Here is a 23,706-nt window from a genome sequence, read left to right as displayed (position 1 = left end):
ATTGGTAATGAGTAATTCTCCCTCATCCTCCTCATCCTCCTCATCTCCCCAGTCCCCAGTCTCCAATCCCCAATCCCCACTCCCCAAATTCTTATGACATCTAAATGGGAAAGATTACTGCTAAACCTTGGTGAATGGCATGGTTCATTTACCAGTTTCTCTGCCCAAGGTGAACTGCTGCAAGATATAAAAAGTGTTGTTTCACTAGAAGGGTTAAATAATAACCAGACAATTCGCCAAATTGTGAGCCTTCAAGGACAAGAAGATTTAGTTCTCGAATATAGTTCTTTGTCTAAAAGTATTTTATTGTTTGAAAATGGAGCATTTTCCCAAGGTTCAATTCAATTTGGGCCTTTTAGTGAATTTGGTGCAGAATTGGGTTTGATTTATGAAAATCGTCGATTGCGGCTAGTTCAATTATTTGATAAAAATAGCCAACTAAATAAACTCACATTGATACCAGAACATTTAGCTGGTACTGAACCTATAGCAAGCCAGAATCTACAAATCGAGGACTTGTTAGGAGAATGGCGCGGTGAAGCAACAACAATATATACAGATTTTCGCCCTGCTAATACTGTCTCTACAACTCTAAAATTACAACTTGATGATGCTGGAAAGTTAATCCAAACTCTTTCTTTTGGACAATATACAATTACTTCCAGCGCTACGATTCAAGGCTCAATTATCCACTTTGATCAAGATCCACAAAAGCAGATGCAAGTATTACTCCTACCTCACGGTGCTTCTGCAACTTCGCCACTCAAGATAAATTCACGCCAAAGTTTTATTCTAGAAGTGGGTTGGTTAATTAAGCCAAATCTCCGCCAACGCTTGATTCGCAGCTACAGCGATAAAGGCGAATGGGTGAGCCTCACCTTAATTACTGAAGAAAGAGCCTAAAAACGGAAGATTTAAATTAAAATTCTGCTCCACTTTCCCAAGATTCTCTTGTCAACAACCATTCAGTTTGACTCCAGCCGCGTTCACGCATCCAATCTGGGCTAGTAATTGTGCCGATTATTACAAATCCATATCGGAGTGCTAAACGCGTAATCCGCAAATTTGCACTGACAGTAATACCTCGAATCTCTTTTAAACCTAGATTCTGGAATCCAAAATCAATCATCGCTTTCGCCACTTCAATTGCGTATGCGTAACGCCCCCAGAATTTAGGTGCTAATTCTATCCCTAATTCCGCCTGTTCAGAACTGTAATTTTCTCGGCGCAGTCCACAACAACCGATTAATTCTTGAGATTTAAAACGTTCAACAATGGCAAGCTGATAATTGATACGCGGATGTTCATTTGCCCACTGACGAAACAGGTACAAAAGCTCACGTGTGTAATTGGGTGCTACTTCTTCCGGCGAACAAAATTCAGCATACCTTGGATCGGTATGATAGACGAAAAATGCAGGCTCATCTTCTGTAATAAAGTCTCGCAGCAGAAATCTTTTAGTGATAATTTCCATAGCCAATGACTCCAGCCTGATTATTCAAGTGCAAGTAAAAGGCGATCGCATCTAGAAAATCCAAAATTATTCGCAATTCTTAATTTGGGCGTTTACCATTGACAAAATACACTATATTACACCCAAAAACAGAACTTATATCAAATAACACGGAGATTGCAACGCTTTGTGTAGTAAAGCTTGATATTGTTCATCATTAATGCGATAAGCGCCAAATCTTTCTAAATGAGGATTCATCATTTGTGCGTCAAATAGCACAAATTGCTTCTGGCGTAATCTCTCTACCAATTTCACCATAGCTACCTTTGAGCCTTCGGGAATGCGATAAAACATGGATTCGCCAATAAAAGCACCTGCGATCGCAATTCCTAAAATTCCCCCTGCAAGTTCGTCACCTTGCCAAGTTTCAAAACTAAAAGCGTAACCATTCTGATACAGTAACCAATAAATCTTTTCTAACTCCGGCGAAATCCAAGTTGTCTCACGGTTAGCGCAACCAGCTACCACCGCTTTAAAATCACGGTTAATTGCCACTGTAAACCGTTCTTGATTCAAAACACGCCGTAAAGATTTAGGATAGCGAAATCTTTCATCTAAGGGAATTAATGTGCGATCGCGACTACCATACCAGCCCAAGCCCTGGCTATCGTCAGCCATGAGAAAATAGCCTTGAGCATAACCCTGAATAATAGCAGCGATATCATATTCCATAGTGAAGATCACAATTCAAAAACTCATATTCCGAACGCTATTCGATGTTAACAGTCATCCTTTGCGTTCCTTTGCGTCCCTCTGCGTTTAAAAAAATGACAGAACCAATTCCACCTATCACCCTACCACCATCAGAAAATCCCCAGCTAGAAGGCGAATGGTTACAACAACGCCTGCTGCGGTGGCTGGATGCAGAATTTCTGCCAGAAATTGTCAATCAAAAGATTGCTCAACGCGCCGCTCAGATTTTTATGCGCCAACGCATGGAAGGAGAAAACGACCTCGGTTCTCTGGTAATTGCCATTGTCACAGAGATGCAAGCGTTTGATTTTTCTAAAAGCTTTTATGGAGAGTTTGCGATCGCTAACGCTGTCAGCGATCTACTCTTAGAAAGTTTGGGAATCGATCGGTGTTGTGGTCAATAAATAAAGTCCACGGTCAAAAGTCCACAGTCAAAAGTTTATCTCTTGACTTTTGACTCTTGACTCTTGACTCTTGACTTTTGACTACCAGCTAGACTTAACCACGCCAGGTAAAAGTCCTTCGTGCGCCCATTCCCTCAGGACGTTCCGAGACAGACCGAAGTCACGATAAACACCTCTGGGACGACCTGTTACCCAGCAACGATTGCGACGACGGCTAGGTGCGCTGTTGCGGGGTAATTGTTGAATTTTTCGGTGAATTTCTAACTTTTCTAGCGGAGATTCAGCGTTTTGAAAGTCGCTTAACAACGCTTCACGCTTTTCACCATACTTTTCTACTAACTTAGCGCGCTTTTTCTCGCGCTCAATCATGCTCTTCTTTGCCATACTTTCTCGAATTTATTTAAAGACAGCATTTCCCATTCTACAGTTAGCACAGGCATTTAGCCTTTCTAGCAATAGGGCTGCTATTATAGCTTAACCTAAGGCCGCTGGCTTATTTGCGTCTGGGCATAAATCTGCTAATTCACAAGCTATACACACAGGGGAACGGGCTTTACAGATAGCGCGTCCGTGATAAATTAGCCGAATTGACCAATTCTCCCAATCTGGTTGAGGCAATAATTTCATTAAATCTTGCTCAATACGGACTGGATCTGTATGTTTTGTCAAACCCAGATGATTACTCAGTCGCTTCACGTGAGTATCGACCGTTACCCCGGCATTAATACCATAAGCATGAGCCAAAACTACATTAGCCGTTTTCCGCGCTACACCAGGAAGCTTTAACAGCTGTTCCATTTGGTTAGGAACTACAGAGTTAAACTCAGAGACAATCATTCTACAGGCAGCTTGAATATTCTTAGCTTTATTGCGATAAAACCCTGTAGAACGTACCAAATCTTCTAACTCTGCTAAGTCAGTATTAGCTAAACTCGCAGCATCGGGAAAGCGAGCAAATAAAGCTGGTGTGACTTTATTTACCCGCTCATCTGTACACTGTGCGGAGAGAATGGTTGCTACTAAAAGTTGTACAGGTGTTGAGTAGTTCAAAGAGCAAGTTGCATCTGGGTAAAGATACTTCAGGCGATTTAAAATTTCTAGCGCCCGTTGCTTCTTAGATAAGGCTTTACGGGTAATGGTCACTGGAACAGTTTTTGTACCCACTCCAACTGGATTGTTAATTGGGTAGTTTCTTTGACGATGAGAAAAATACCTAGTCCTAACAGTAGCACCAAACCAGTTTGCATAACACTTTCTTGAATGCGGCTAGGTAAGGGTTTACCGCGCACACCTTCAATCAACAGAAACGCCAACTGTCCGCCATCTAAAGCAGGTAGAGGCAAAATGTTGATAATTGCTAAGTTAATACTGATCAATGCCGCAAAAAAGAACAAACTACCGGTATCATTTTGGGCAATATTAGCGCCAATTTCCACAATTTTAATTGGCCCGGCTACTTGTCCAGCAGTTTCCCCAAAGTTAGTAATTAGTTGTCCAAAACCTTTGAATGTCATCACCACAATGCGTTGAAATTCAGTAGCACCAACACTCAACGCTTCGATGGGATTCGCAACACGACGACGCTCAACCTTACCATTGGGAGAAAGCCCAATGCCAATTGTCCCGCCGCTAGGTTTAGCATCTGGAGTGACATTGACAGTCACCTTTTCATCGCCACGGGCAATTTCTAATTGCACTGGCTTACCTGCACTAGTTTTAATTAATTCTCTAAAAGCGTCTATTTCTTGTAAAGAAGTACCAAATTGCCTTTGATTAGCCGCTACGATCACATCTCCTGGTTTAATTCCCGCGTTCGCTGCTACAGAACTAACTTCTGGTGCTAGCTGTTGAATTAATACACCAGGTTGGCTAGCTTGTCCCACACCAACAACACTCACCTGTCCTACTAAAAGTAAATAGGCAAATATTAAATTGGCGATGACACCTGCACTAATCACGATCGCCCGATCAAAGATAGGACGGTTACGCAGCAGATTTGGGTCATTGGGGGGAATATCGCTATCTGGATCGTCATCGGGAAAGCCGACAAAGCCACCTAAAGGAAAAGCGCGGATAGCATATTCGGTTTCTGAACCTTGGTATTTCCAAAGAACCGGGCCAAAACCTAACGAAAACCGATTAACATGAATGCCCTGAGAACGTGCTGCAATGAAATGTCCTAGTTCGTGTACCAAGATCAAAACAGCCAAAACTGCGATCGCTGCTAAAACTGACATAGATCAAACAAGATATTAAGCTATATACCTATCTCCATTCTAAAATGTGTCACTGGTTAGCATTGGCAGTAAATCGTCTGAATTGAACATTTTCCGTCTGGCGACACCAGCTATTAGTCATTGGTTATAAGCCATTAGAAATTTCCTCCACAGAAATTATCCTACTCTGCGGAGGAATTAAAACTCGCTAGGGCGTATTATTTAGAAAAAATGTCGAATTTTCAGCCATTTCTCAAATTATCTGCCGCAATGCACCGCCTAAACTTGGTGTACTAATGACTAACGACAAATGACAAATGACAAATGACAAATAACTACAACAACTCACGCCCTAAATAAGGTTGCAGCACTTCTGGTATGCGTACCGTCCCATCTGCTTGTTGATAATTCTCCAAAATTGCTGCCATTGTTCTTCCTACAGCCAAGCCTGAACCATTTAAGGTATGCAAGTACTGAGTACCTTTCTTCCCTGCTTCTTTAAAGCGGATATCAGCCCGTCTTGCTTGGAAGTCAACAAAATTGGAACAGCTAGAAATCTCCCGATATTTGCCCGAAGAAGGTAACCAAACCTCTAAATCGTAGGTTTTAGTAGAAGAGAATCCCAAATCCCCAGTGCATAAATTAATTACTCGGTAAGGTAATTTCAAAGCCTGTAAAATAGCTTCTGCATTTCCCACCAGTTTTTCTAGTTCGTCAAAAGAAGTACTGGGATGAACAAATTTTACCAATTCCACTTTATTGAATTGATGCAGGCGAATTAATCCCCGCATATCTCGCCCATAACTCCCAGCTTCCCGACGAAAACAGGGAGTGTAAGCGCAATGATAGATAGGCAATTCTTCCGCCGTGAGAATTTCTCCCCGGTAGAGGTTAGTAACTGGGACTTCTGCTGTCGGAATTAACCACAAGTCATCATCGGCACATTTAAAGCTTTCTTCCGCAAACTTAGGTAACTGACCAGTAGCTGTCAGAGATTCACTATTTACCAAAATCGGCGGACTGACTTCTACATAACCAGCCTCAGTCTGACGCGCTAGCATAAATTGAATTAATGCCCTTTCCAGCGCTGCACCAGCACCTATTAAGTTTACAAAGCGACTTTGGGCAACTTTAACAGCCCGCGCCACATTCAGAATACCGAGCTTTTCGCCAATTTCCCAGTGAGGCAAAATATTCTCATTTTGCGGAATATACTCATCACCCCAACGCCGGACTTCTACATTCTCTTCTTCACTTTTGCCAATGGGTGTGGAGTCGCTAGGCAAATTAGGGAGTGCAAGTACTAGTTGCTCAATTTCAGCTTTTAGGGCTTTTTCTTGCGGTTCAAGTTCGCTCAGTTGAGTTTTGATAGCGTTCCCCTCATCCCGCAAAGATTGAATTTCTGGAGACTGAGGATTGGTTCCAGATTTAATCTTTTGCCCAACTATTTTACCAACTTCGTTGCTACGGGCTTGGAGTTGATTACGCGTAACTTCCAGTTCCCGTTGTTTTTGATCTAACTGCAATATTGCTTGAATATCGTATTTACCACTACGACTATTCAATCGTTCTTCAACTAGTTGGGGATTTTCCCTTATTTGCTTAATATCCAGCACAGATTTTTCTTTTATTTTTTGCCTAGTATCTTCTGCCAACACATCAGCATATCCTGATTTTGGTGCGACATAACAGGATTTGCAATACAAAATTTAATTAAATTGGGGATTGGGGATTAGGGACTGGGGACTGGGGACTGGGGACTGGGGATTGGGGATTGGGGATGAGGGAGATGAGGAGGAAATAACAAATGTCTACTCCCCATTACCAATTACCAATTACCAATCCGCCATGCCCCATGCCCTATTTAAGGTTTATTAATCCGATTCAGCAGCCAAAGTGAGGCTACCAGTCCGCCAAAGTGAGCCATGACTGTGTTTGTATTAGCTTGGACAACAAACATATCCAAGCCACTGATAAATGGTTGGTTGCCTTGAGGAGAAAATAAAAATTGAGTTTGGGTAATTGCCCTGGCTGCTAAAGTCCCCACAATCGCCTGTGCGCCCAACAGAGTTAATAATATTCCTACTAAACTCACCATTACCCCTAAGCGCAAAACTTGTATAGTTTCGCTTTTACGCGGTCGATTATTGGCATTAGCCGATAGTAGTTGAGCGCCTAGTCTGGTATAACGGAAAGCTAAATAAATGCCTACACCCAAGGAGACTAACCCACAAATAGCCAAAAAGATACCAAATCCTGCTCCGGCATTATTACCTGAGCTACCAGGCCTTTGGCTAGAAATGGCAAATAGTAACAGAATTACACCAGAAACTACACCTAGTACTAACTGTATCCAAAAACTAATCCAACCTGTCAGCCGGAACTTTTGGCCAATTGCCCGAATATTAGAAGACGATGTTGCGTCAGGATTTTGTGACATACTGGTAACGAATTATCTAGGCGCTGCATAAAAATTGGGCATGGGGCATGGGGCATGGGGCATGGGGCATGGGGCATGGGGCATGGGACATGGGGCATGGGGCATTGGTAATTGGTAATTGGTAATGGGAATTTCTCCCCTTGTCCCCTTTTCCCCTTGTCTCCAGTCCCCAGTCCCCAGTCCCCAGTCCCCAACCCCATATTCTAAGGTCTGCACTGGTAAATTTATTGTAAAAAAAGTGTTTATTAACTTTTTACAGACAAAACTGCATTTTACCTGTAAAATTTCTTCGATGGCATCTTATTGCTACAGCAGTTCTAACCAGCTCGGCATCACTTGACACAAAGATGTTGGCTTTGCCAATATCTTAAATTGCTCCTCACCACACCGTCTTGAGCTTGGGTAGGAACGTAAAATCCTGCGTTCCTGAACTCACACACTCGTCCCACAACTGTCAAGAACGTGGGTTACCGTTTAATGTTTACGCTTTGAAAATTTTGCCTAAGTAGCTTTAGATACTGGTACAAGTGCCGGAGTATCAGTATATACTGACTACAAGCATTGTAGATCTCACCTTAAGGCATTTTTTAGCCATCCACTAACCATGAAACTTGAGGATATATATCATTTCTTTGAAAATCCTCCGCCAACTTACCTCTGTCAGGAACTAGCAGTTTGTTACATTCTGTACGTTTTACTACAAGGTGAATCATACGGAACCGAGTTGATCCAGCGCTTGGAGACTGAATATCCTACCTATCGGCTTTCGGATACCGTACTGTACAGTGCAATTAAATTTCTCGAAGACCAAAGGGCAATAACTGGGTATTGGAAGAAGCTTGAAGGGCGGGGCCGCCCAAGGCGGATGTATCAAGTTTCTCCAGAATGGCAAGTTCAATCACAAGAATTAGCCCAGCTTTGGCTAGAGTACATCAATCCGAGAACAAATTAACGAATAATTAAATATTGAGAATGAAATGAATAAGTCTCCTCCAATCAAATAGTACTTTTTTTTAGTTATGGATACTGCTATTCTGCCATCAACGTTCCTACTGACCTTATTGTTATCGGTTGGGCTGTTTTTCTTTATTCGTGCTTCCACGAAAGAACGCACGCAGACAGCGCAACTGATATCTGAACAAGATGAAGCTAGTTTGATGCCTCAATTACAAGAGTATTTTCGCTCTCGGTCTTATCGAGTGGCAGCGCTAGACCGAGAACAAAACCAAGTGACTTTTGAAGGGTTTGTGCAACCAAGCTGGTTTTTAGCGGTGTTTTTGACGCTGTTAGCAGCTATTGGCTTGCTTTGCTTGTCACTGGTTTTGGCAATACTTTTTCCAAGTTTTGGGACTCTGTTTTTGGGGTTAATTCTGCTGTCCCCTTTGAGTGGTATTTTTTATTGGCAAAAAGCTGGAAGACTTGAGAAGGTGTCGCTCAAACTGGAAACTATCCCGAATCAGCAACACTCCTCAAGTACAATTACTGTGACTGGCCATCGTGACGAACTCACAGAGTTGCAGAAGGCTTTACAGTTAAAACCATTTAAATAAATTTTGATTTTTTTTGGAATTTTTTGCACATCTCACAATTATGGGATGCTGCATCATATCCAATCTTTTCCGGAAAAAGAGTTTTAACAGTTGAATATACAAGCTAGAAGTTATGAATATTCCCTACGAGGTAGGATCGTAGGGAATATTCTATACCTTTTGAAAGAGCGTCCTGAGCAATCTACCGAATGAACGCACAATTTCGCTCCCGCTTGTAGATACTTTTTGCACTATGCTGGCTTCTTTCTATATCATGCGATTATCAACCAACCTATGCAAACAAGTATGGTTTGAAAATCTCTCCTGGCAAATTAGCTACAAACTTAAAAGAAATTGGAATTTTTGCATAACCAGAGCAATTTTGCCAGTTAAATGATTGTCAGAAGTCGCATAAAATGCGTAAGATAACCACTGATAGTTTAGCGACCAGCTAAAGCCAATGCTTCCTGACCAGTAGGAGATTCTAAAGTCCTAAGGCTGGGAAACAAGAAATGGTTCTCTTCTACGTATTGAGCACCAAACAGACCTTTTTCTGCCCAGAAATAACGGTCTGTAGTGTGTTCATTACGTTTTACTAGTAGCAATGCAGGTGGCGCGATACCTTCAGCTTGAATAAATTTTCTTGCTGCTGTCACAGGCTTTTCTTCGCCACTCTCGATGCTATATTGAGGCACATGTTCTAGGATTCGCCGCCCTTCTTGGCGACGACGACTTTTCCGCTTCCGTCTCCTTGCCAACCTATTTTCCTCCTCTTTCAAGCTATAGATTGTAGTGATAGCTACAAAATCCGTCGTAATTATATAGGTTCTAGTTCAAAAAATCAACCGTTTTTAAGGCTTTGATACAACTCAATTAATGTGTGAAAAGCTAGACAAATCAAATTTAGGGAAATATATAATTCCCTGAACCAAACCATTAGTAAGAAGATTTAGTTAAGCTTTATTAAATGAGCGAGGAACAAATTCCCCTCTTCTTTAATTTACCCTTAAATTCTATAATCTTGAGCAAAATCTGAAAAATGTTAATGTCTGCCAGTTCTGATTTTGTTGCTCTATGCCGAGAGCAAATAGCATTGTTAACCCAAGGGCTAGGAGCATCGTTAAGTGTTGTCTACTTAACACAAGAATTGGTGGGGTCTCCTACAGGTGAGGCAAAACTGATTCCTGTAGTGGTATATCCAGAGACGGCTATATTAAAGCAGGGTGAGGAGACTGCTGAGGTGAAAACACCTAAGCACATGAAAATCAGCAATGTTTTAGCTTTACCGCAATATCGGGGACAAACATTGCCGGATGATGGGGAATCATCAACTTCGCCACAGGATTCTGAAGCATCAGAGGAATACCTACTGAGTGAAAACCAAATTGTTTTACCCTTGAGTCATGAGGGTGTGATGATGGGGTTACTCGTGACGGGTAGAGAAGATAGGGCATGGAATGAACAGGAGCAAAGTCAGATTCAAAGCATAGCCCAAAGTCTAGCGATCGCCTGTATTTTAGATCAACGTCGAGCTTGGTTACAGCAGCAATTGCAACAACAACAGATTTTGCAAGAACAGCAGCGCGATTTGCTAGATAATCTCTTGCACCAGTTTCGTAACCCCTTAACAGCAATTAGAACCTTTGGCAAACTGCTAATGAAACGCTTGCGTGCTGGCGACCCGAACCGCGATGTAGCTGGTAACATCATCCGAGAAAGCGATCGCCTGCAAGAATTATTACTACAGTTTGATCAGGTCGTTGATTTATCAGAAGCAGATTTAGCACCTCTCCCACTTCCAGAAACTCAAGTAGTAGAAGCTACTCTGCAAAAAGAATCAACGAAGCCACCCTTGTTATTACCAGGAACAGGAGAAAAAGAAGCTGATTGTGCTTTAGCAGAGTTATTAGCGCCATTATTAGTGTCAGCTAAAGCAATTGCTCAAGAAAGAAATTTACAGCTAATTACTAAAATTCCCCGAAATTTGCCCTTAGTCCGTGCCAACACTAAAGCATTACAAGAAGTATTAAATAACATCATTGATAATGCATTGAAATACACGCCAGCAGGAGGCAAGATTTTCATTCAAGTAGGGCAAGAACAAGATAATTTACAAGGAATTGCCATTAGTGACACCGGGCCAGGGATTCCATCAGAAGATTTAGCACATATTGGCGAACGTCATTACCGAGGAGTACAGGCGCAAACAGATATCCCTGGTACAGGTTTAGGATTAGCGATCGCTAAACAGTTGATCGAGCAAATGCAGGGTAAAATCGAAGTTTTTAGCCCTGCAATTAATTCCACCATCGTCTCACCCAAAGCACCGGGGACGACGTTTATTATTTGGTTACCAGAAGTTGAAGGTTAGTCATTTGTTTTTTGTCCTTTGTCATTTGTCTTTTGTTCTTTGTGAATCACCAACGACCAATGACCAATGACTAATGACCAATGACCAATGACCAATAACTATTTGAGCGATAACAACAGGTTCTGATTGATAGTCATTTGTAGGTCGGTGTCGGGGTCGATGGCGATGAGGTCTACACTGTTCTTACCGAAGAACAAGCCTATCAAAGCACCGATACCAGCGCCGCCGAGAACTTCTTCTGTAGCGATCGCGCGATCGCCTGTGACTGCAGATACAGCAGCAGCAGCTCCAGCGCCTAGGACGGTATCTTTAATGATGCTTCCTGTACTAGTCCCCTTGTTGACGGTTTCTGTCTTGGTAATGACCTCAGAGGTGGCGCTAACTTGATATTCTTGGCCATTGGTCAATACTAGTTTTTGGGCGACGAATTGAGAACCGCCTTGTGCTGGTTTGATTTGACCAACTACCTGACTACCAGCCGGAATGACCACAACACCATCTTGGGTAATGACGTTTTGGGCTACGGTTAGGGTTAAAGGTGCAGTCTCAGTTTTGGTAACGAGAATTTTTTGCGCCTGATCGTACTTCACAGGAATAGCAGTTCCTTGAGGAATGGTGACTGCTACAGGTGTGGGTGTGGTAGATTGAGCCACCACAATGTAAGGCGAGTTAACAGCAGAGGCTTGATTGGAACTAACCAACGCTTGATAAATAAACGCTGCTACCTGCGCTCTTGTGGCGGTGGTTGTAGGATTGAGGAACTTCACATTGGGATAGTTCACGACAATTTGTTTTTCTGTAGCAGCTGCGATCGGACTCCGAGCGTAGTCAGCGATATTAGAAGCATCGTTGAAATATTGCAGAGTGCTTTCAATATTGCTACTAGGACTATATTCCAAACCGTTGGCGAGGGAAACTAGAACCTGCTGACGAGGAATTGCTTGGTTAGGTTCAAAGCGGTTACCGGGATATCCTGACAAGAAACCGATGGTATAAGCTTGCTGAATAGCACTAGCTGCCCAATAGTTGCTGGGTACATCTGTAAAGTTAATTGCTTGCCGTTGTGGAGATTTTTGGAAAGCTTTGTTAACCATAGCAGCAAATTGGGCGCGGGTAACTGGTTCTTCTGGACGGAAACTACCATCAGGAAACCCAGCAATTACTCCTCTTTGTGATAATTGTTGAATAAATTGTGCTGCCCAATAATTAGAATTAACATCAGAAAAAGTAGTTTGTGCAAAAGAAGGAGCAGCTGTAATTAAAGGTGCTACTGTAGCAGTTGTAATACTTAAAGCCATTAATGCAGCTGTTCCGGATTGCCAACGATTTAAAGCAAACATAGAGTTTTAGTCCAATATAATTTATTTGTTTTTCTGTTACTTACCTAGACAATTGATGGATGCTAATGTTCCTAAGTATTCTGCCTTTTTATAAAACCGTGACTTAAGTCACAGTTCGTTATTAAAGCATCTAGATAAAGTTAAAAACTGCAATACCAATAGTTTGATTTAAGCGTTAACCTAAGCAAACATTAAGGTATAGTATTGAGTTTTGATTGTTTATATTCAAGGCAAGATAAAATTATCCGGATGAAATAGAATTAGCCGGATAAAAGAGCTATTAAAAATTAAGCGATCGCACACATATAAAAAGTGGCGATCGCAGATTAGGGATGATTAAATTCAATACTGAAAGCTAGTTGAGTCTAGTAGCGGGATAATAGCAATCTAGAGTTCAATGTGATACCTAAATCCTGTTCAGGACGCAAGACGAAAACATCAGCTTGGTTTTTCCTTAGCAGTACACTTGCTCCAGCACCAGCCGCCGCACCAATAAGAGGTTCTAAAACTTCAATTTTGCGGTTACCTGTAACTAATGAAATTAAAGTTGCAGCACCAGCACCAATAGCAGCATCTGTTAAAATACTGCCTGTATCAGTTCCTTTAGATATTTTTTCAACTTGGGAATATGTGCGAGAACTAGCACTAATTTGCTGACGGCGACCAGAAGCAAATACTAATTCTTGAGCGACAAATCTCACACCTTGGTTATTGTTATTATTTCTGTCGCTAGAATAAACGCTACCGAGGTTTACAGGTTCTAGTCTACCAACAACATCAGTTCCACGAGGAATTAATACGTTCCTGTTATTATCGATAATATCACTGGCGATTTTGAGTGTTAGATCCATTCTTTCGCCGGGCTTAACAATTACTTTTTCTTTTTCGTATGTAACAGGAAAAGTTACATTAGCAGGAATAGTAACTGTTCGGGATTGGTTAATATTATATTGGGCACTAGCAGGAGCAGAGGCAAATAAAGGCGCGATCGCACCTGTAGTAATTGCCATTGCCATGAGTGCAGCAGTTCCAGTTTTCCAACGATAAAGGCGTGTCATACTAGGGGTTTCCGTTTAAGTCTGAGAGATTTTTAATGACGCATATTTACTGAATTTGTTTCAGCATATTTTGAAACCTGTCTATAGGGATATGCCGTAGGTAAAGTAGTTCTAAGACGCGCAGTATTTGCGATCGCTCTTCAGCCGTTATAGGCTGCTAATACGCGTCTATTAATTAGTTCGCTATACATATATGATATCTGACGGCAAACGTGGTCAGATTGTTCCTGAGGGTTGATATTTGCTAAAAAAAACTGGTGATGACAAAAATAGTCAAATCGTAGGAAATATATAAATACAGGATTTGATAAAGATATTTGGCGATGTCTTATTCTCATCATATCTCTATAGGATTCATATTTGATTTTTGGAATTTACGTAGTAGTGGCGTGTCTAGCCTTAGATGTTGCAATAAAGATTAATTTTATCCGCGTTTATCTGCGTTTATCGGCGGTTAATTTTTTCTAGTAGCAACTTAAAACAACTGTAGCAACGTACTGGTTTTGCTACATGGTATTGAGATTTTTTCAAAAATCAAATCTGAATTCCTATACTCCAGTCATCAGTAATGCATTGCATTTTATACTGGCAATTAAGTTTAGGGTAAAAGCATAAGGGGAAGAGTTAAAGGTTTACTCCCTTTTCCCTTTCACTTTTCCCCCTTCACCAACTACTATTAACTCCACATCTATATATAGTGACTTGTCTGGGTTGGGATTTTTTAAGATTAATTACAAAATTCCATGCTCCGACTATTGTGAGAAAACCTTGGCAGAAAAAATTGTCTGATAGTAGCCTTTATTAGACTTGACAATGTGACAAACTAGCTGCTCAATCTGGGAGATTACAATTTTTTTGTCGTCAAGGGAAAATATTTTAGTCAACTCTCACCATACTGCTACGGCTCACTCAATTTGCAGTTGTGATTCTTCTACTACCCATGCATAGCCGACGCAAGCAGAGGTTTATTTGATTTTTCTGGGTAAATGTGAAATGCTTTAGCCAGTTCTCCCTAGCCAAACTAGACGATGAATATTTGCCTTAACTTGGCCGTTTATTCGATTGTCAAACAAGTCAAAAATCAAAAACCTCTACTTTCCCAACTAGCAAATATGCTTACCGAGCTTTCTTCTTAACCAACAGGGGTAAATATAGGCGCATCTTGCAAGGAGTTTAATTTTTCTTTGCGCTTTACAAAAATCCTTTAGCCAACAACAAAAAACTGCTGATTATGATGTTAAATTTTGTAAAATAGAAGTCTTCAAGGCTAGAATACACATATATAGATAGTTAAACTAACAAGAAGTGCATCTTTACTGTTAATTATTAAAAGTAAATGTGGCCCAATAGCCTCAATGATCCCAATACAACTAATTCTCAAAAATTTTCTCAGTTACCGTGATGCAACTTTAGATTTTCGCGGTTTACATACAGCTTGTATTTGTGGTTCCAATGGTGCGGGTAAATCTTCCCTTCTGGAAGCAATCACTTGGGCGATTTGGGGTGAAAGCCGCGCCGCTGCTGAAGATGATGTTATTCATACAGGCTCTAAAGAAGTTCGGGTTGATTTCACTTTCCAAAGTAACCAACAAAAATATCGAGTGATTCGCACCCGCGTGCGGAGTGGAACTAGTGTTTTAGAATTCCAAATCGAAACGCCTAATGGTTTTAGTCCTCTGACTGGCAAAGGAGTGAGGGCAACCCAAGATTTGATTCTAGAACATATCAAGCTGGATTACGATACTTTTATTAATTCTGCTTACTTACGTCAAGGGCGGGCGGATGAATTCATGCTGAAGCGCCCGACGGAACGCAAAGAAATTTTAGCGGAGTTATTGAAGCTGAATCAGTATGATGATTTGGAAGAACGCGCTAAGGAATCATCCCGTCAGTTTAAAGCGCGGGTGGAAGAATTGGAACGTTCTTTAGAGTCAATTAAAATTCAGTTACAACAGCGTGAAACAACGCAAGCGCAAAAAGTTGAGTTAGAAGCAGAACTTAACCAACTGCAACAAGTGCAAGCTTTTGAAACGATTCAATTACAAAGTTTGCAGGTTGTACAGCACCAACGCCAAACAAAAGTAGAACAACTAAATTTTGTAAGACAACAATACCAAAATCTGACTCAAGATTGCGATCGCCTACAACAAGAGCAGTTAGCTGTTAAAAACCAAATTGCGGAATTAGAAAAGATATTAAGCCAAGAAGCGGAAATAAAAGCTGGATATCAACAATATCAAACATTACAATCCCAGGAAGAAGCGTTTGCTAACAAATTCGCGGAATTTACCCGCGCGCAACAAAACCGTCAACAAAAGCAACAGCAGCTTACCAAACAAATTAATGAAATTGAACGCCAACTGCAACAAGCGCAAGCTCAATTAGAAGCTTTGCAGCAACAAGAACGGGAAATTCAGCAAACCCTTACCAAATCTGGTGAGGTAGAAGCTGGTTTGGCGCAACTCACCGCCGCGCGTCAAAGAGTAGCGCATTTCGATCAGTTGCAAATGCAAGTGTCTCCCTTGTTACAACAACGCGCCACTTTACAAAGCCAAATAGATAGATTCCATGCGGGTTTGGTGGCGCGCTTAGAACAGCTAGCAAATACAGAAAATCAACTCCAACGACAACAACATCGCCAACCACAACTGCAACAGGCTGTGATGGATGTGGCTATTCAAATTGAGGAATTGGAGAAAAAGCGGGTTTATTTGCAACGTGTACAGGAGAAAGGACAAGAAAGACGACATTTTATTGAACGGCTACAAGCGCACCAAAGAGATTATGAAAAACTCTTAGGAGAACTAGAGCAAAAACTGCAAATGCTCCAGACTCCAAATGCGCTGTGTCCCCTGTGCGAACGTCCCCTTGATGAGCATCACTGGGATCGAGTGGTATCTAAAACTGAAGAGGAATTAAAAGATACACAGGGACAGTTTTGGGTAGTTCGCGAACAAATGGCTGTATCTGATAGAGAGATTCAAGTCCTTCGGCAAGAATACAGAGATATTCATCAGCAATTAGCCAGTTATGATACCTTGCGCGAACAACGGGGACAGTTAGCCGCTCAGTTAGAAGCTACCAGCGATGTGCAGCAACAGTTACAACAAATTGCGGCAGAAAAACAACATTTAGAGCGATCGCTCCAATTAGGTGATTACGCCCCCGACAAGCAAGCCGAACTACAGCAGCTAGACCAATATCTGCAAAAACTCAATTACAATGAACAAGACCATGCCCTAGCCCGTAGCGAAGTCGAGCGTTGGCGGTGGGCAGAAATTAAACAAGGGCAGATTAAAGACGCAACTAAGCGGCAAACGCAACTAGCAGCACGTAAGCCAGAATTAGAAGCAACTATAGCCCAATTACAAACCAGAATCCAGCAAGAGCAAGTAAATTCTGAGTGCGCCCAACAAATCGCCGCCCTCGATCGCTATATTACAGAACTAGGCTACAGCCCTGAGCAGCACAATCAATTGCGAATGGCTGTGAAGCAAAATCAAGCTTGGCATTTGCGCTATCAACAAATGCTCTCAGCCCAGCAACAGTATCCCCAACTACTGACGCGATCGCAAGAATTAGCAGCAGCCAAAACTGCGAGATTGACAGAACGGCAAACCCTAGCCAGTCAAATTGACAGCATTAGCGAGCAATTAGCAGAAACTGCTAACCCAACAGCGCAAATTCAAACATTAGAACAGCAACTCCAGATTCGCAGACGACAACTCGACGAACAAATTGCCAAATTAGGGCGTTTGGAACAGTTGGCTGTACAGCTAGAATCGCTGCAAATTCAGTACGAACAGCAGCAACAGCAATTACAATCCACCAAACAGCAACAACGCGTCTATCAGGAATTAGCGCAAGCTTTTGGTAAAAATGGTATCCAAGCATTGATGATTGAAAACGTCTTGCCGCAGTTAGAAGCCGAGACAAATCAACTACTTTCCCGACTCAGCGCCAATCAACTGCACGTACAATTTATTACTCAAAAAGCTGGACGTAATGGTAAATCAACTAAGAAGAATGTCAAGCTAATAGACACCTTAGATATTTTAATCGCTGATGCCAGAGGCACAAGATCCTACGAAACCTACTCTGGTGGAGAAGCCTTTAGAATTAACTTTGCCATTCGCCTCGCCCTAGCCAAACTCCTAGCGCAGAGGGCAGGAGCAGCATTGCAATTGTTGATTGTCGATGAAGGATTTGGCACACAGGATGCCGAAGGATGCGATCGCCTAATTGCAGCCATCAATGCGATCGCCTCTGATTTCGCCTGTATCCTCACCGTCACCCATATGCCCCACTTGAAGGAGGCTTTCCAAGCGCGGATTGAGGTTGATAAAAATCAGGAAGGCTCGCACGTGCGGATTTTGACTTGAGGACTGGGGACTGGGGACTGGGGACTGGGGATAAGGGAGATGAGGGAGATGAGGGGGATGAGGGAGAAAAAACAATTACCAATTACCAATTACCCATTACCAATTACCAATGCCCCATGCCCCATGCCCAATGCCCTATGCCCATTCACATCCTTTCCGCCACCTGTTTGAGCCGAATTAGTTGCGCTTGCATATCTTGTTTTGTCCAAGCGGCGGCGAAGGTATTGAAACCCCAACTGACTAAGGGGTTGGGGATGTCGAACTCAAAACGATTGATTAGCTGCGTTCCCTTTTCTAGGGGTTGACATTCCCAGCGATCGCGTCCTTGGAAAAATCCTTTAAATTCCCAAACCACTAAACCTGGTTGTCGTTCTGCGACAACCGTTTTTAATGTGGGTTGAATTACTGGAATTTGAATAGTGAAACGGCTTTGGCTCCCAACATCCGTACTCCAGACTTCACCCACAGGTTCGCAACGTAAAACCGGATTTAGCCAGCGATGCATAAGAGTTAAATCGGTAATACAATGCTCCACTACCGTAGCTGGGGCATTAATTTGAATCGATTGTTCCAGAACTTGGGGCATATGGTTGATGCAGCTTTTGCAATTAGAGTAACTCAAAATGGGGACTGGGGGTTGGGGACTGGGGACTGGGGAACTCGGGGCCCCCTCTGGGGATAAGGGGTAATGGGGACTGGGGACAAGGGGAAATAACAAACACCCAACTACCAATGACAAATGACCAATGACCAATGACAAATGACCAATGACCAATAACAAATGACAAACCCTGAAGATTAAAAATTACTCAGGATACCAATGTCAAAGATACTTTTACTGGTACATTGTTAGGCTAAATACTCGTGAACTTACGGGGATAAAGGATTGAGTAAGACAATCCATGTCAGAACACTGAAGTGTTTTGGCGTAACAATCAACTTTTAATTCCGAAAAACCATGAATACAACTTGGCTAGGAATAACCCAGGTATTAGATATTGGTTGGTCAATCAGGGTGCAGCAGCTTTTGGCACAATCACCAAGCCTACCACCGGAACAATCGGTGGTTAATCAAGGGATTGGTGAGGTGCGAGGAATTGTAGACCAGATAATTCTGTTTACACCTCGCTTGCTAGGAGCAGCAGCCATTCTGTTAATTGGTTGGCTAATTGCTGCAATTATTGCCGCAGTCACTAGGGGAATCCTCAATCGCACTGATATAGATAACCGCATCGCTTCAGGAGTAACAGGCCGGGACAATGTTCCCAATGTGGAACAATTAATCTCCGGCTTAGTTTTTTGGAGTATTATTCTTCTGACTGCGGTAGCTGTTCTACAGACTTTAGGGCTAGAGGTAGCTTCTCGACCATTAAATAATTTTGTCGATCAGCTTGCAGGGTTTTTGCCAAAGTTGTTTGGTGCAGCAATTCTTTTGGGCGTTGCTTGGTTATTAGCTACCGTTGTGAAGCTGGTAACGATTCGGGGACTACAAGTGTTGAGGTTTGATGAGCGTTTGAATCAACAAGCGCAAGATGCTGACTCTACACCAGGACTGAATCAGTTATCTGTTACAGAAACAATTGGTAATGCTCTGTACTGGTTCATCTTTTTACTATTTATTGTCCCGGTGTTAGATACTCTGGGGCTAAGGGAAGCATTACAACCAGTCAAAGCTCTGATTACAGAGATTTTGTCAATTCTGCCCAATATTTTAGCTGCAACATTAATTGCGGCTGTGGGTTGGTTTGTGGCTAATCTCATTCGTCGGGTTGTTACCAATTTATTGATTACAACTGGAATCGACCATTTGGGTAGTCGTTTTGGACTTTCGCCCAATGTCGGAGCGCAACCACTGTCGAATATTCTCGGCACTGTGGTTTATATTTTGATTTTGATTCCTGTTGCGATCGCAGCACTGAATGCTTTGAAAATTGAGGCGATTTCAGTCCCTGCGATCGCCATGTTACAACAGGTGCTTAATGCCTTACCTGCAATTTTTACAGCCATCGGCATTCTGATTATTGGCTATTTCTTGGGAAGGTTTGTCTCGGAAGTCGTCACGAGTATCCTTACCAGTTTAGGCTTCAACAACATTTTTTCAGTGCTGGGTTTGCCATCTCCAAGACGAACAGCAGTCTACACGGAAGCCGGCGCACCAGTAACTACACCCACCCGTACCCCATCAGAAATTGTCGGTATTATTGTCTTCGTCGGCATTTTACTCTTTGCGACGGTAGCAGCTGTCAATATCCTCAATATTCCTGCACTCACAGCGCTAGTATCGGGAATCTTGATTATATTCGGCAGAATTTTATCGGGATTAGTGGTATTTGGTATTGGGCTATTCTTAGCAAACCTAGCTTTTAGCATCATTGTCAGCTCCGAAAGTGCCCAAGCCAGGATTTTAGGACAAGTAGCACGGATTGCCATCCTGACTTTAGTCTCAGCAATGGCACTGCGACAGATTGGCGTAGCCAGCGATATTGTAAATTTAGCATTTGGGCTTTTACTCGGTGCGATCGCAGTGGCTATTGCCCTAGCTTTTGGTCTTGGCGGTCGAGATGTAGCCCGCGAACAAGTTAAAGAGTGGTTAGACTCTTTTAAGAGTAAGGGCTAACCAACATAATTACTAATTCGTAATTCGTAATTCGTAATTAAACTAAGGGTTAGAGGAAGCGAACTCTATAGGTTGCGCTGTTATAGGCGGGGTTTCAATCCAAACCGATAACGTAATTACAAATTAGTAACTCCGAATTACGAATTGTTAATGTTTTTCTCGGCAGTTTGTCTGCAAATCTCGGCACTTGCTACTAAAAGCATGACAATCTAAGAAAATATCTCGGCAAATCACCTTGAGATATTAAAAGTTAAAGCTTTGAACTTGGTTGTTCAACCATAGAAGTTGACATTCCGAGTTCAAAGCTTCAATTTTGCAGTTCCAAGCTCGACATTTCTATTTTTAAACTAGAAGTTTCTAGTTTCAAGCTCGACATTCCGAGTTCCAAGCTCGAAGTTTCTAGTTTCAAACTGAAAGGTTCTAGTTCCAAACTCGAAGTTTCTAGTTTCAAGCTCAAATGAATGGGTAATAAGTGAGAATTCCCACCCATTACCCATTACCCATTACCCATTACCCATTACCCATTACCCATTACCCATTACCCATTACCCATTCCACTTATCGTCCAACAGAGTTAGAGATATCTCTACCTGCTCTAGCTGCGCTATCTTTTACACCGCCAGCAGTTTCCTTAGCACCTTCTACATAGCCGGAGCCGAATTCTTTCAAAGCTTCACCTGATTGTTGACCAATCCGTTGCAATCGTTCGCCAGGATTACCTTTTGTTTCGCGAGCTTCGCGGTTCCATTGTCCTATAGTTTTTGGTCTTTGAGCATCATTTTGTTCTACACTTTCTCGAACTTGCTGGCGTAACTGTGAGTTACTGCGTCCAGAATCAACATTTGTGGTGAGTACAATCAAACCAACTACAGCCACAGCCAAAAACCGCTTGACCTGAAGTCCTTGAAACAGAGAAGTGATTTTTGCGATCGCGTTAGAAATCAAATTTGTCATCCCAATACTCCGTTGGTGCATTCTTAATTTTTTTCAGACCTTCGCAATATCATTGGCTCACTCTAAATTCAGTTAATGACATGATAAATAAGCTGATTTTCTAGATGTCATCAACTTAAAGTTTAATTATTTTAGAGATTAAGTAATGCAATCTGGTGCAATACTGCCTATTTTGAAGCAAATTGTCTGTTTTGATTACAAATTCCAGACTAACTGTAAAAAAATAATAATTCCTCTAACAAAAGTCAGAGGTTGCTTCTAAATAAGCAATACTTATTTAAGTCTGTGGTATGGCAAATATCTGATTTTGCAACTGAATCAAGCAAAATAAATTTCAATTTTCATACACATGATTAATTCTTATTGAGCCTCTGTTGATTAAATAAGAGAAAAACCACAAAGGTATATCTTGGTAGTAAAATGCAGATTATTGTAGCTGCTGCGATTTGTCTATTAAACCAAAATCTCAAAAAATATATCTCTAGGCTTATTCCTGAAGAAATATGGAATATATAGTGGGCAATGGTGCGTTACGGCTAAATTTAATTGTCTCTGTGTCCGAAATCATTTCGTAGCCGTAACACACCCTACATTTTATAAATGGTCTTTAAATAAATCTGTTTTAGGGTTGATGATAATTTGAATTTTAAATTTTGAATGTTTAATTCCCTCTTCAGGGGTACAGTATTGCTTTCCCTTGGGCGGAAGATTTTGGTCTTTATAAATACTAATATCTTTGCTTAATTATGCTGCTTTCTGTATGCGGTGTTCCGCTATAGGAATCTGCATTTTCTCACTGCTGCCAGGTTAAGTAATTTGGAGACTTGAAGTTATGCGCTGGGAATTTGGGCGAAGAAGTACCAATGTTGAAGACAGGCGAGGAGCTAGGATTTCGGCTCCTGTGGTGGGAGGTGGTATCGGAGCAGTTATTTTATCTGTGATAGTTGCTTTATTAGGTGGCGATCCTAGCGTCATTTGGGAGCAACAACCAAGCGATCGCCCTGACTCGCAATCTTCCCAAACCCAACGTTCCGCAAATAGCGATCGCATGGCTGATTTTGTTTCCGTTGTCCTCGCAGATACAGAAGATACCTGGAGCAGCTTGTTTCAGCAACAAGGAAAAACTTATCGGGAACCGACTTTAGTTTTATATTCGGATGCGGTGGAATCGGCTTGCGGCTTTACGCGATCGGCTGTTGGGCCTTTTTATTGTCCTAGCGATCAAAAGCTCTACATAGATTTAAGCTTTTATGGGGATCTAAAAAATCGCTACCAAGCACCAGGAGATTTTGCCCAAGCTTATGTAGTTGCTCATGAAGTTGGACACCATGTCCAAAATCTCATGGGAATTTCTCAACAGGTACGAACCTTGCAGCGTCAAGCTGATGAAGTAGAAGCCAATCAACTTTCAGTGCGCCAAGAATTACAAGCTGATTGTTTTGCTGGAGTTTGGGCATATCATGCCGATCGCTCACGTCAAATTCTAGAATCAGGTGATATTGAAGAAGCGCTCAATGCTGCAAGCAGTATTGGAGACGATCGCTTACAAAATCAAGCTAGAGGATACGTGATTCCTGAATCCTTCACTCACGGTAGTTCGGCTCAAAGAGTCCGTTGGTTTAAACGCGGTATTCAAACAGGTAATCCTGAACAATGTAATACTTTTAAAACCACAAATCTTTAAAATTTAGGGAATAATCAGCTAATTGAGGCGGTTATCATAACTAATCCAAAATCCAAAATCTAAAATCCAAAATTGTATAAGGATGCTCAAATACTCGCTAAAGCTTTGCTCCAGCGAGTTGATCTGAGCTGATCAAATCGCCAAATTAGCTGTCAATTAACTTGAAGCCCCAAGGTTTGAGGGCTGCTTTGGCTATTTCTTTATCTATACCTTCGTAAGCTTCCCATTCAAATGGGTGATCTTTAGGATGTCCTTCGCCAACATTACCCGCAACTTTAATTATGGGACAGTTAGCCAAGCGATCGCGCTCCAGTCGTTTTGGCAATGCTAATTGGACTTTGCGCCCAATAAATTTCGATACACTTTCTTTAGCTACAGATTCACGGATTAAACAGATATCACCAGCCATACCCCAAGTAGTTTGGTAGATATAAAAGAAAGATATGTAGGTTTGTGGCTTTAGGGATCTTTTGATAACTTGCATTACTTGTAATCCTTACACAAG

General features: G+C 41.8%; 23 protein-coding genes. 9 read left to right on the top strand and 14 right to left on the bottom strand.

Annotated features, from left to right (window positions below; all coding sequences use genetic code 11):
- The first annotated feature begins 93 nt into the window (after positions 1-93).
- Positions 94-903 carry a DUF3598 family protein gene (locus tag HG267_RS14360; RefSeq protein WP_045872593.1) on the top strand — a complete coding sequence of 270 codons (810 nt, stop codon included), beginning with the start codon at positions 94-96 and terminating at the stop codon, positions 901-903.
- 16 nt (positions 904-919) lie between these two features.
- Here HG267_RS14360 and HG267_RS14355 read toward each other — a convergent pair whose 3' ends face one another.
- Both HG267_RS14355 and aat read right to left on the bottom strand, forming a co-directional pair.
- The gene (locus HG267_RS14355; protein WP_045872592.1) at positions 920-1,474 is read right to left on the bottom strand and encodes a GNAT family N-acetyltransferase; all 555 of its coding nucleotides are present in this window, start codon (positions 1,472-1,474) and stop codon (positions 920-922) included.
- Between the two features lie 135 nt (positions 1,475-1,609).
- The gene (aat, locus tag HG267_RS14350) at positions 1,610-2,185 is read right to left on the bottom strand and encodes a leucyl/phenylalanyl-tRNA--protein transferase (protein WP_045872591.1); all 576 of its coding nucleotides are present in this window, start codon (positions 2,183-2,185) and stop codon (positions 1,610-1,612) included.
- Between the two features lie 95 nt (positions 2,186-2,280).
- Between aat and HG267_RS14345 the strand changes: the two genes are divergently transcribed.
- Positions 2,281-2,610 (top strand): hypothetical protein, encoded by a 330-nt coding sequence (locus tag HG267_RS14345; protein ID WP_045872727.1) that lies wholly within the window; start codon positions 2,281-2,283, stop codon positions 2,608-2,610.
- An 81-nt stretch (positions 2,611-2,691) separates the two neighbouring features.
- On the opposite strand, the gene rpsN is transcribed toward HG267_RS14345, so the two are convergent.
- The 4 genes from rpsN to serS form a co-directional block, all read right to left on the bottom strand.
- Positions 2,692-2,994 (bottom strand): 30S ribosomal protein S14, encoded by a 303-nt coding sequence (gene rpsN, locus HG267_RS14340; protein WP_045872590.1) that lies wholly within the window; start codon positions 2,992-2,994, stop codon positions 2,692-2,694.
- Between the two features lie 90 nt (positions 2,995-3,084).
- Positions 3,085-3,774 (bottom strand): endonuclease III, encoded by a 690-nt coding sequence (nth, locus tag HG267_RS14335; protein ID WP_045872589.1) that lies wholly within the window; start codon positions 3,772-3,774, stop codon positions 3,085-3,087.
- Positions 3,750-4,847 carry an RIP metalloprotease RseP gene (gene rseP, locus HG267_RS14330; RefSeq protein WP_045872588.1) on the bottom strand — a complete coding sequence of 366 codons (1,098 nt, stop codon included), beginning with the start codon at positions 4,845-4,847 and terminating at the stop codon, positions 3,750-3,752. Before rseP ends, nth begins: the two co-directional genes overlap by 25 nt.
- A gap of 314 nt (positions 4,848-5,161) precedes the next feature.
- The gene (serS, locus tag HG267_RS14325; RefSeq protein WP_045872726.1) at positions 5,162-6,442 is read right to left on the bottom strand and encodes a serine--tRNA ligase; all 1,281 of its coding nucleotides are present in this window, start codon (positions 6,440-6,442) and stop codon (positions 5,162-5,164) included.
- Between the two features lie 109 nt (positions 6,443-6,551).
- Between serS and HG267_RS14320 the strand changes: the two genes are divergently transcribed.
- Positions 6,552-6,704, top strand: a complete 153-nt coding sequence (locus tag HG267_RS14320) for a hypothetical protein (RefSeq protein WP_155539478.1) — start codon at positions 6,552-6,554, stop codon at positions 6,702-6,704.
- Here the strand turns inward: HG267_RS14320 and HG267_RS14315 are convergent.
- On the bottom strand, positions 6,691-7,266 hold the full coding sequence (locus HG267_RS14315) for a DUF3611 family protein (RefSeq protein ID WP_045872587.1): 576 nt from the start codon (positions 7,264-7,266) through the stop codon (positions 6,691-6,693). The genes HG267_RS14320 and HG267_RS14315 overlap by 14 nt on opposite strands.
- Before the next feature lie 12 nt (positions 7,267-7,278).
- A complete protein-coding gene (locus HG267_RS14310) occupies positions 7,279-7,482 on the bottom strand; it encodes a hypothetical protein (RefSeq protein ID WP_155539476.1) in 204 nt (67 codons plus the stop codon).
- Between the two features lie 388 nt (positions 7,483-7,870).
- Here HG267_RS14310 and HG267_RS14305 point away from each other — a divergent pair, with 388 nt between their 5' ends.
- Both HG267_RS14305 and HG267_RS14300 read left to right on the top strand, forming a co-directional pair.
- A complete protein-coding gene (locus tag HG267_RS14305) occupies positions 7,871-8,218 on the top strand; it encodes a PadR family transcriptional regulator (protein WP_045872586.1) in 348 nt (115 codons plus the stop codon).
- A 67-nt stretch (positions 8,219-8,285) separates the two neighbouring features.
- Entirely contained in the window at positions 8,286-8,816 is a 531-nt protein-coding gene (locus HG267_RS14300; protein ID WP_045872585.1) for a cofactor assembly of complex C subunit B, read from the top strand.
- Positions 8,817-9,235: 419 nt separating this feature from the next.
- Here HG267_RS14300 and HG267_RS14295 read toward each other — a convergent pair whose 3' ends face one another.
- Positions 9,236-9,553 (bottom strand): DUF3155 domain-containing protein, encoded by a 318-nt coding sequence (locus HG267_RS14295; RefSeq protein WP_045872584.1) that lies wholly within the window; start codon positions 9,551-9,553, stop codon positions 9,236-9,238.
- 281 nt (positions 9,554-9,834) lie between these two features.
- Between HG267_RS14295 and HG267_RS14290 the strand changes: the two genes are divergently transcribed.
- Positions 9,835-11,166, top strand: a complete 1,332-nt coding sequence (locus tag HG267_RS14290) for a GAF domain-containing sensor histidine kinase (RefSeq protein WP_045872583.1) — start codon at positions 9,835-9,837, stop codon at positions 11,164-11,166.
- Positions 11,167-11,264: 98 nt separating this feature from the next.
- Here HG267_RS14290 and HG267_RS14285 read toward each other — a convergent pair whose 3' ends face one another.
- Complete coding sequence (locus tag HG267_RS14285; RefSeq protein ID WP_045872582.1) at positions 11,265-12,506, bottom strand: S-layer homology domain-containing protein; 1,242 nt, start codon at positions 12,504-12,506, stop codon at positions 11,265-11,267.
- A 365-nt stretch (positions 12,507-12,871) separates the two neighbouring features.
- A complete protein-coding gene (locus tag HG267_RS14280; RefSeq protein ID WP_045872581.1) occupies positions 12,872-13,564 on the bottom strand; it encodes a hypothetical protein in 693 nt (230 codons plus the stop codon).
- Positions 13,565-14,919: 1,355 nt separating this feature from the next.
- On the opposite strand from HG267_RS14280, the gene sbcC reads away from it, so the two are divergent.
- Positions 14,920-17,946: an AAA family ATPase gene (sbcC, locus tag HG267_RS14275; RefSeq protein ID WP_045872580.1), complete on the top strand. Its 3,027-nt coding sequence runs from the start codon at positions 14,920-14,922 to the stop codon at positions 17,944-17,946.
- A gap of 145 nt (positions 17,947-18,091) precedes the next feature.
- On the opposite strand, the gene HG267_RS14270 is transcribed toward sbcC, so the two are convergent.
- Positions 18,092-18,532: an SRPBCC family protein gene (locus tag HG267_RS14270; RefSeq protein WP_045872579.1), complete on the bottom strand. Its 441-nt coding sequence runs from the start codon at positions 18,530-18,532 to the stop codon at positions 18,092-18,094.
- A gap of 372 nt (positions 18,533-18,904) precedes the next feature.
- Between HG267_RS14270 and HG267_RS14265 the strand changes: the two genes are divergently transcribed.
- A complete protein-coding gene (locus HG267_RS14265) occupies positions 18,905-20,563 on the top strand; it encodes a mechanosensitive ion channel (protein WP_045872578.1) in 1,659 nt (552 codons plus the stop codon).
- Positions 20,564-21,121: 558 nt separating this feature from the next.
- Here HG267_RS14265 and HG267_RS14260 read toward each other — a convergent pair.
- Positions 21,122-21,517, bottom strand: a complete 396-nt coding sequence (locus tag HG267_RS14260) for a hypothetical protein (protein ID WP_045872576.1) — start codon at positions 21,515-21,517, stop codon at positions 21,122-21,124.
- Positions 21,518-22,349: 832 nt separating this feature from the next.
- Here HG267_RS14260 and HG267_RS14255 point away from each other — a divergent pair.
- On the top strand, positions 22,350-23,201 hold the full coding sequence (locus tag HG267_RS14255) for a neutral zinc metallopeptidase (RefSeq protein ID WP_045872575.1): 852 nt from the start codon (positions 22,350-22,352) through the stop codon (positions 23,199-23,201).
- Between the two features lie 145 nt (positions 23,202-23,346).
- On the opposite strand, the gene HG267_RS14250 is transcribed toward HG267_RS14255, so the two are convergent.
- Positions 23,347-23,685, bottom strand: a complete 339-nt coding sequence (locus HG267_RS14250) for a hypothetical protein (RefSeq protein WP_045872574.1) — start codon at positions 23,683-23,685, stop codon at positions 23,347-23,349.
- Positions 23,686-23,706: the final 21 nt, after the last annotated feature.

The sequence above is a fragment of the Tolypothrix sp. PCC 7601 genome, assembly GCF_025677855.1.
Taxonomy (GTDB): domain Bacteria; phylum Cyanobacteriota; class Cyanobacteriia; order Cyanobacteriales; family Nostocaceae; genus Aulosira; species Aulosira diplosiphon.
Note: the sequence above shows the minus strand (reverse complement) of the source record. Positions and strands in the feature narration are given on the sequence as shown.

Excerpts from the sequence above, each read along its gene's own strand:
- HG267_RS14360 (WP_045872593.1), top strand. The coding sequence starts at position 94 with ATGACATCTAAATGGGAAAGATTACTGCTAAACCTTGGTGAATGGCAT.
- HG267_RS14355 (WP_045872592.1), bottom strand. The coding sequence starts at position 1,474 with ATGGAAATTATCACTAAAAGATTTCTGCTGCGAGACTTTATTACAGAA.
- aat (WP_045872591.1), bottom strand. The coding sequence starts at position 2,185 with ATGGAATATGATATCGCTGCTATTATTCAGGGTTATGCTCAAGGCTAT.
- HG267_RS14345 (WP_045872727.1), top strand. The coding sequence starts at position 2,281 with ATGACAGAACCAATTCCACCTATCACCCTACCACCATCAGAAAATCCC.
- rpsN (WP_045872590.1), bottom strand. The coding sequence starts at position 2,994 with ATGGCAAAGAAGAGCATGATTGAGCGCGAGAAAAAGCGCGCTAAGTTA.
- rseP (WP_045872588.1), bottom strand. The coding sequence starts at position 4,847 with ATGTCAGTTTTAGCAGCGATCGCAGTTTTGGCTGTTTTGATCTTGGTA.
- HG267_RS14315 (WP_045872587.1), bottom strand. The coding sequence starts at position 7,266 with ATGTCACAAAATCCTGACGCAACATCGTCTTCTAATATTCGGGCAATT.
- HG267_RS14305 (WP_045872586.1), top strand. The coding sequence starts at position 7,871 with ATGAAACTTGAGGATATATATCATTTCTTTGAAAATCCTCCGCCAACT.
- HG267_RS14300 (WP_045872585.1), top strand. The coding sequence starts at position 8,286 with ATGGATACTGCTATTCTGCCATCAACGTTCCTACTGACCTTATTGTTA.
- HG267_RS14290 (WP_045872583.1), top strand. The coding sequence starts at position 9,835 with ATGTTAATGTCTGCCAGTTCTGATTTTGTTGCTCTATGCCGAGAGCAA.
- HG267_RS14285 (WP_045872582.1), bottom strand. The coding sequence starts at position 12,506 with ATGTTTGCTTTAAATCGTTGGCAATCCGGAACAGCTGCATTAATGGCT.
- HG267_RS14280 (WP_045872581.1), bottom strand. The coding sequence starts at position 13,564 with ATGACACGCCTTTATCGTTGGAAAACTGGAACTGCTGCACTCATGGCA.
- sbcC (WP_045872580.1), top strand. The coding sequence starts at position 14,920 with ATGATCCCAATACAACTAATTCTCAAAAATTTTCTCAGTTACCGTGAT.
- HG267_RS14270 (WP_045872579.1), bottom strand. The coding sequence starts at position 18,532 with ATGCCCCAAGTTCTGGAACAATCGATTCAAATTAATGCCCCAGCTACG.
- HG267_RS14265 (WP_045872578.1), top strand. The coding sequence starts at position 18,905 with ATGAATACAACTTGGCTAGGAATAACCCAGGTATTAGATATTGGTTGG.
- HG267_RS14260 (WP_045872576.1), bottom strand. The coding sequence starts at position 21,517 with ATGACAAATTTGATTTCTAACGCGATCGCAAAAATCACTTCTCTGTTT.
- HG267_RS14255 (WP_045872575.1), top strand. The coding sequence starts at position 22,350 with ATGCGCTGGGAATTTGGGCGAAGAAGTACCAATGTTGAAGACAGGCGA.
- HG267_RS14250 (WP_045872574.1), bottom strand. The coding sequence starts at position 23,685 with ATGCAAGTTATCAAAAGATCCCTAAAGCCACAAACCTACATATCTTTC.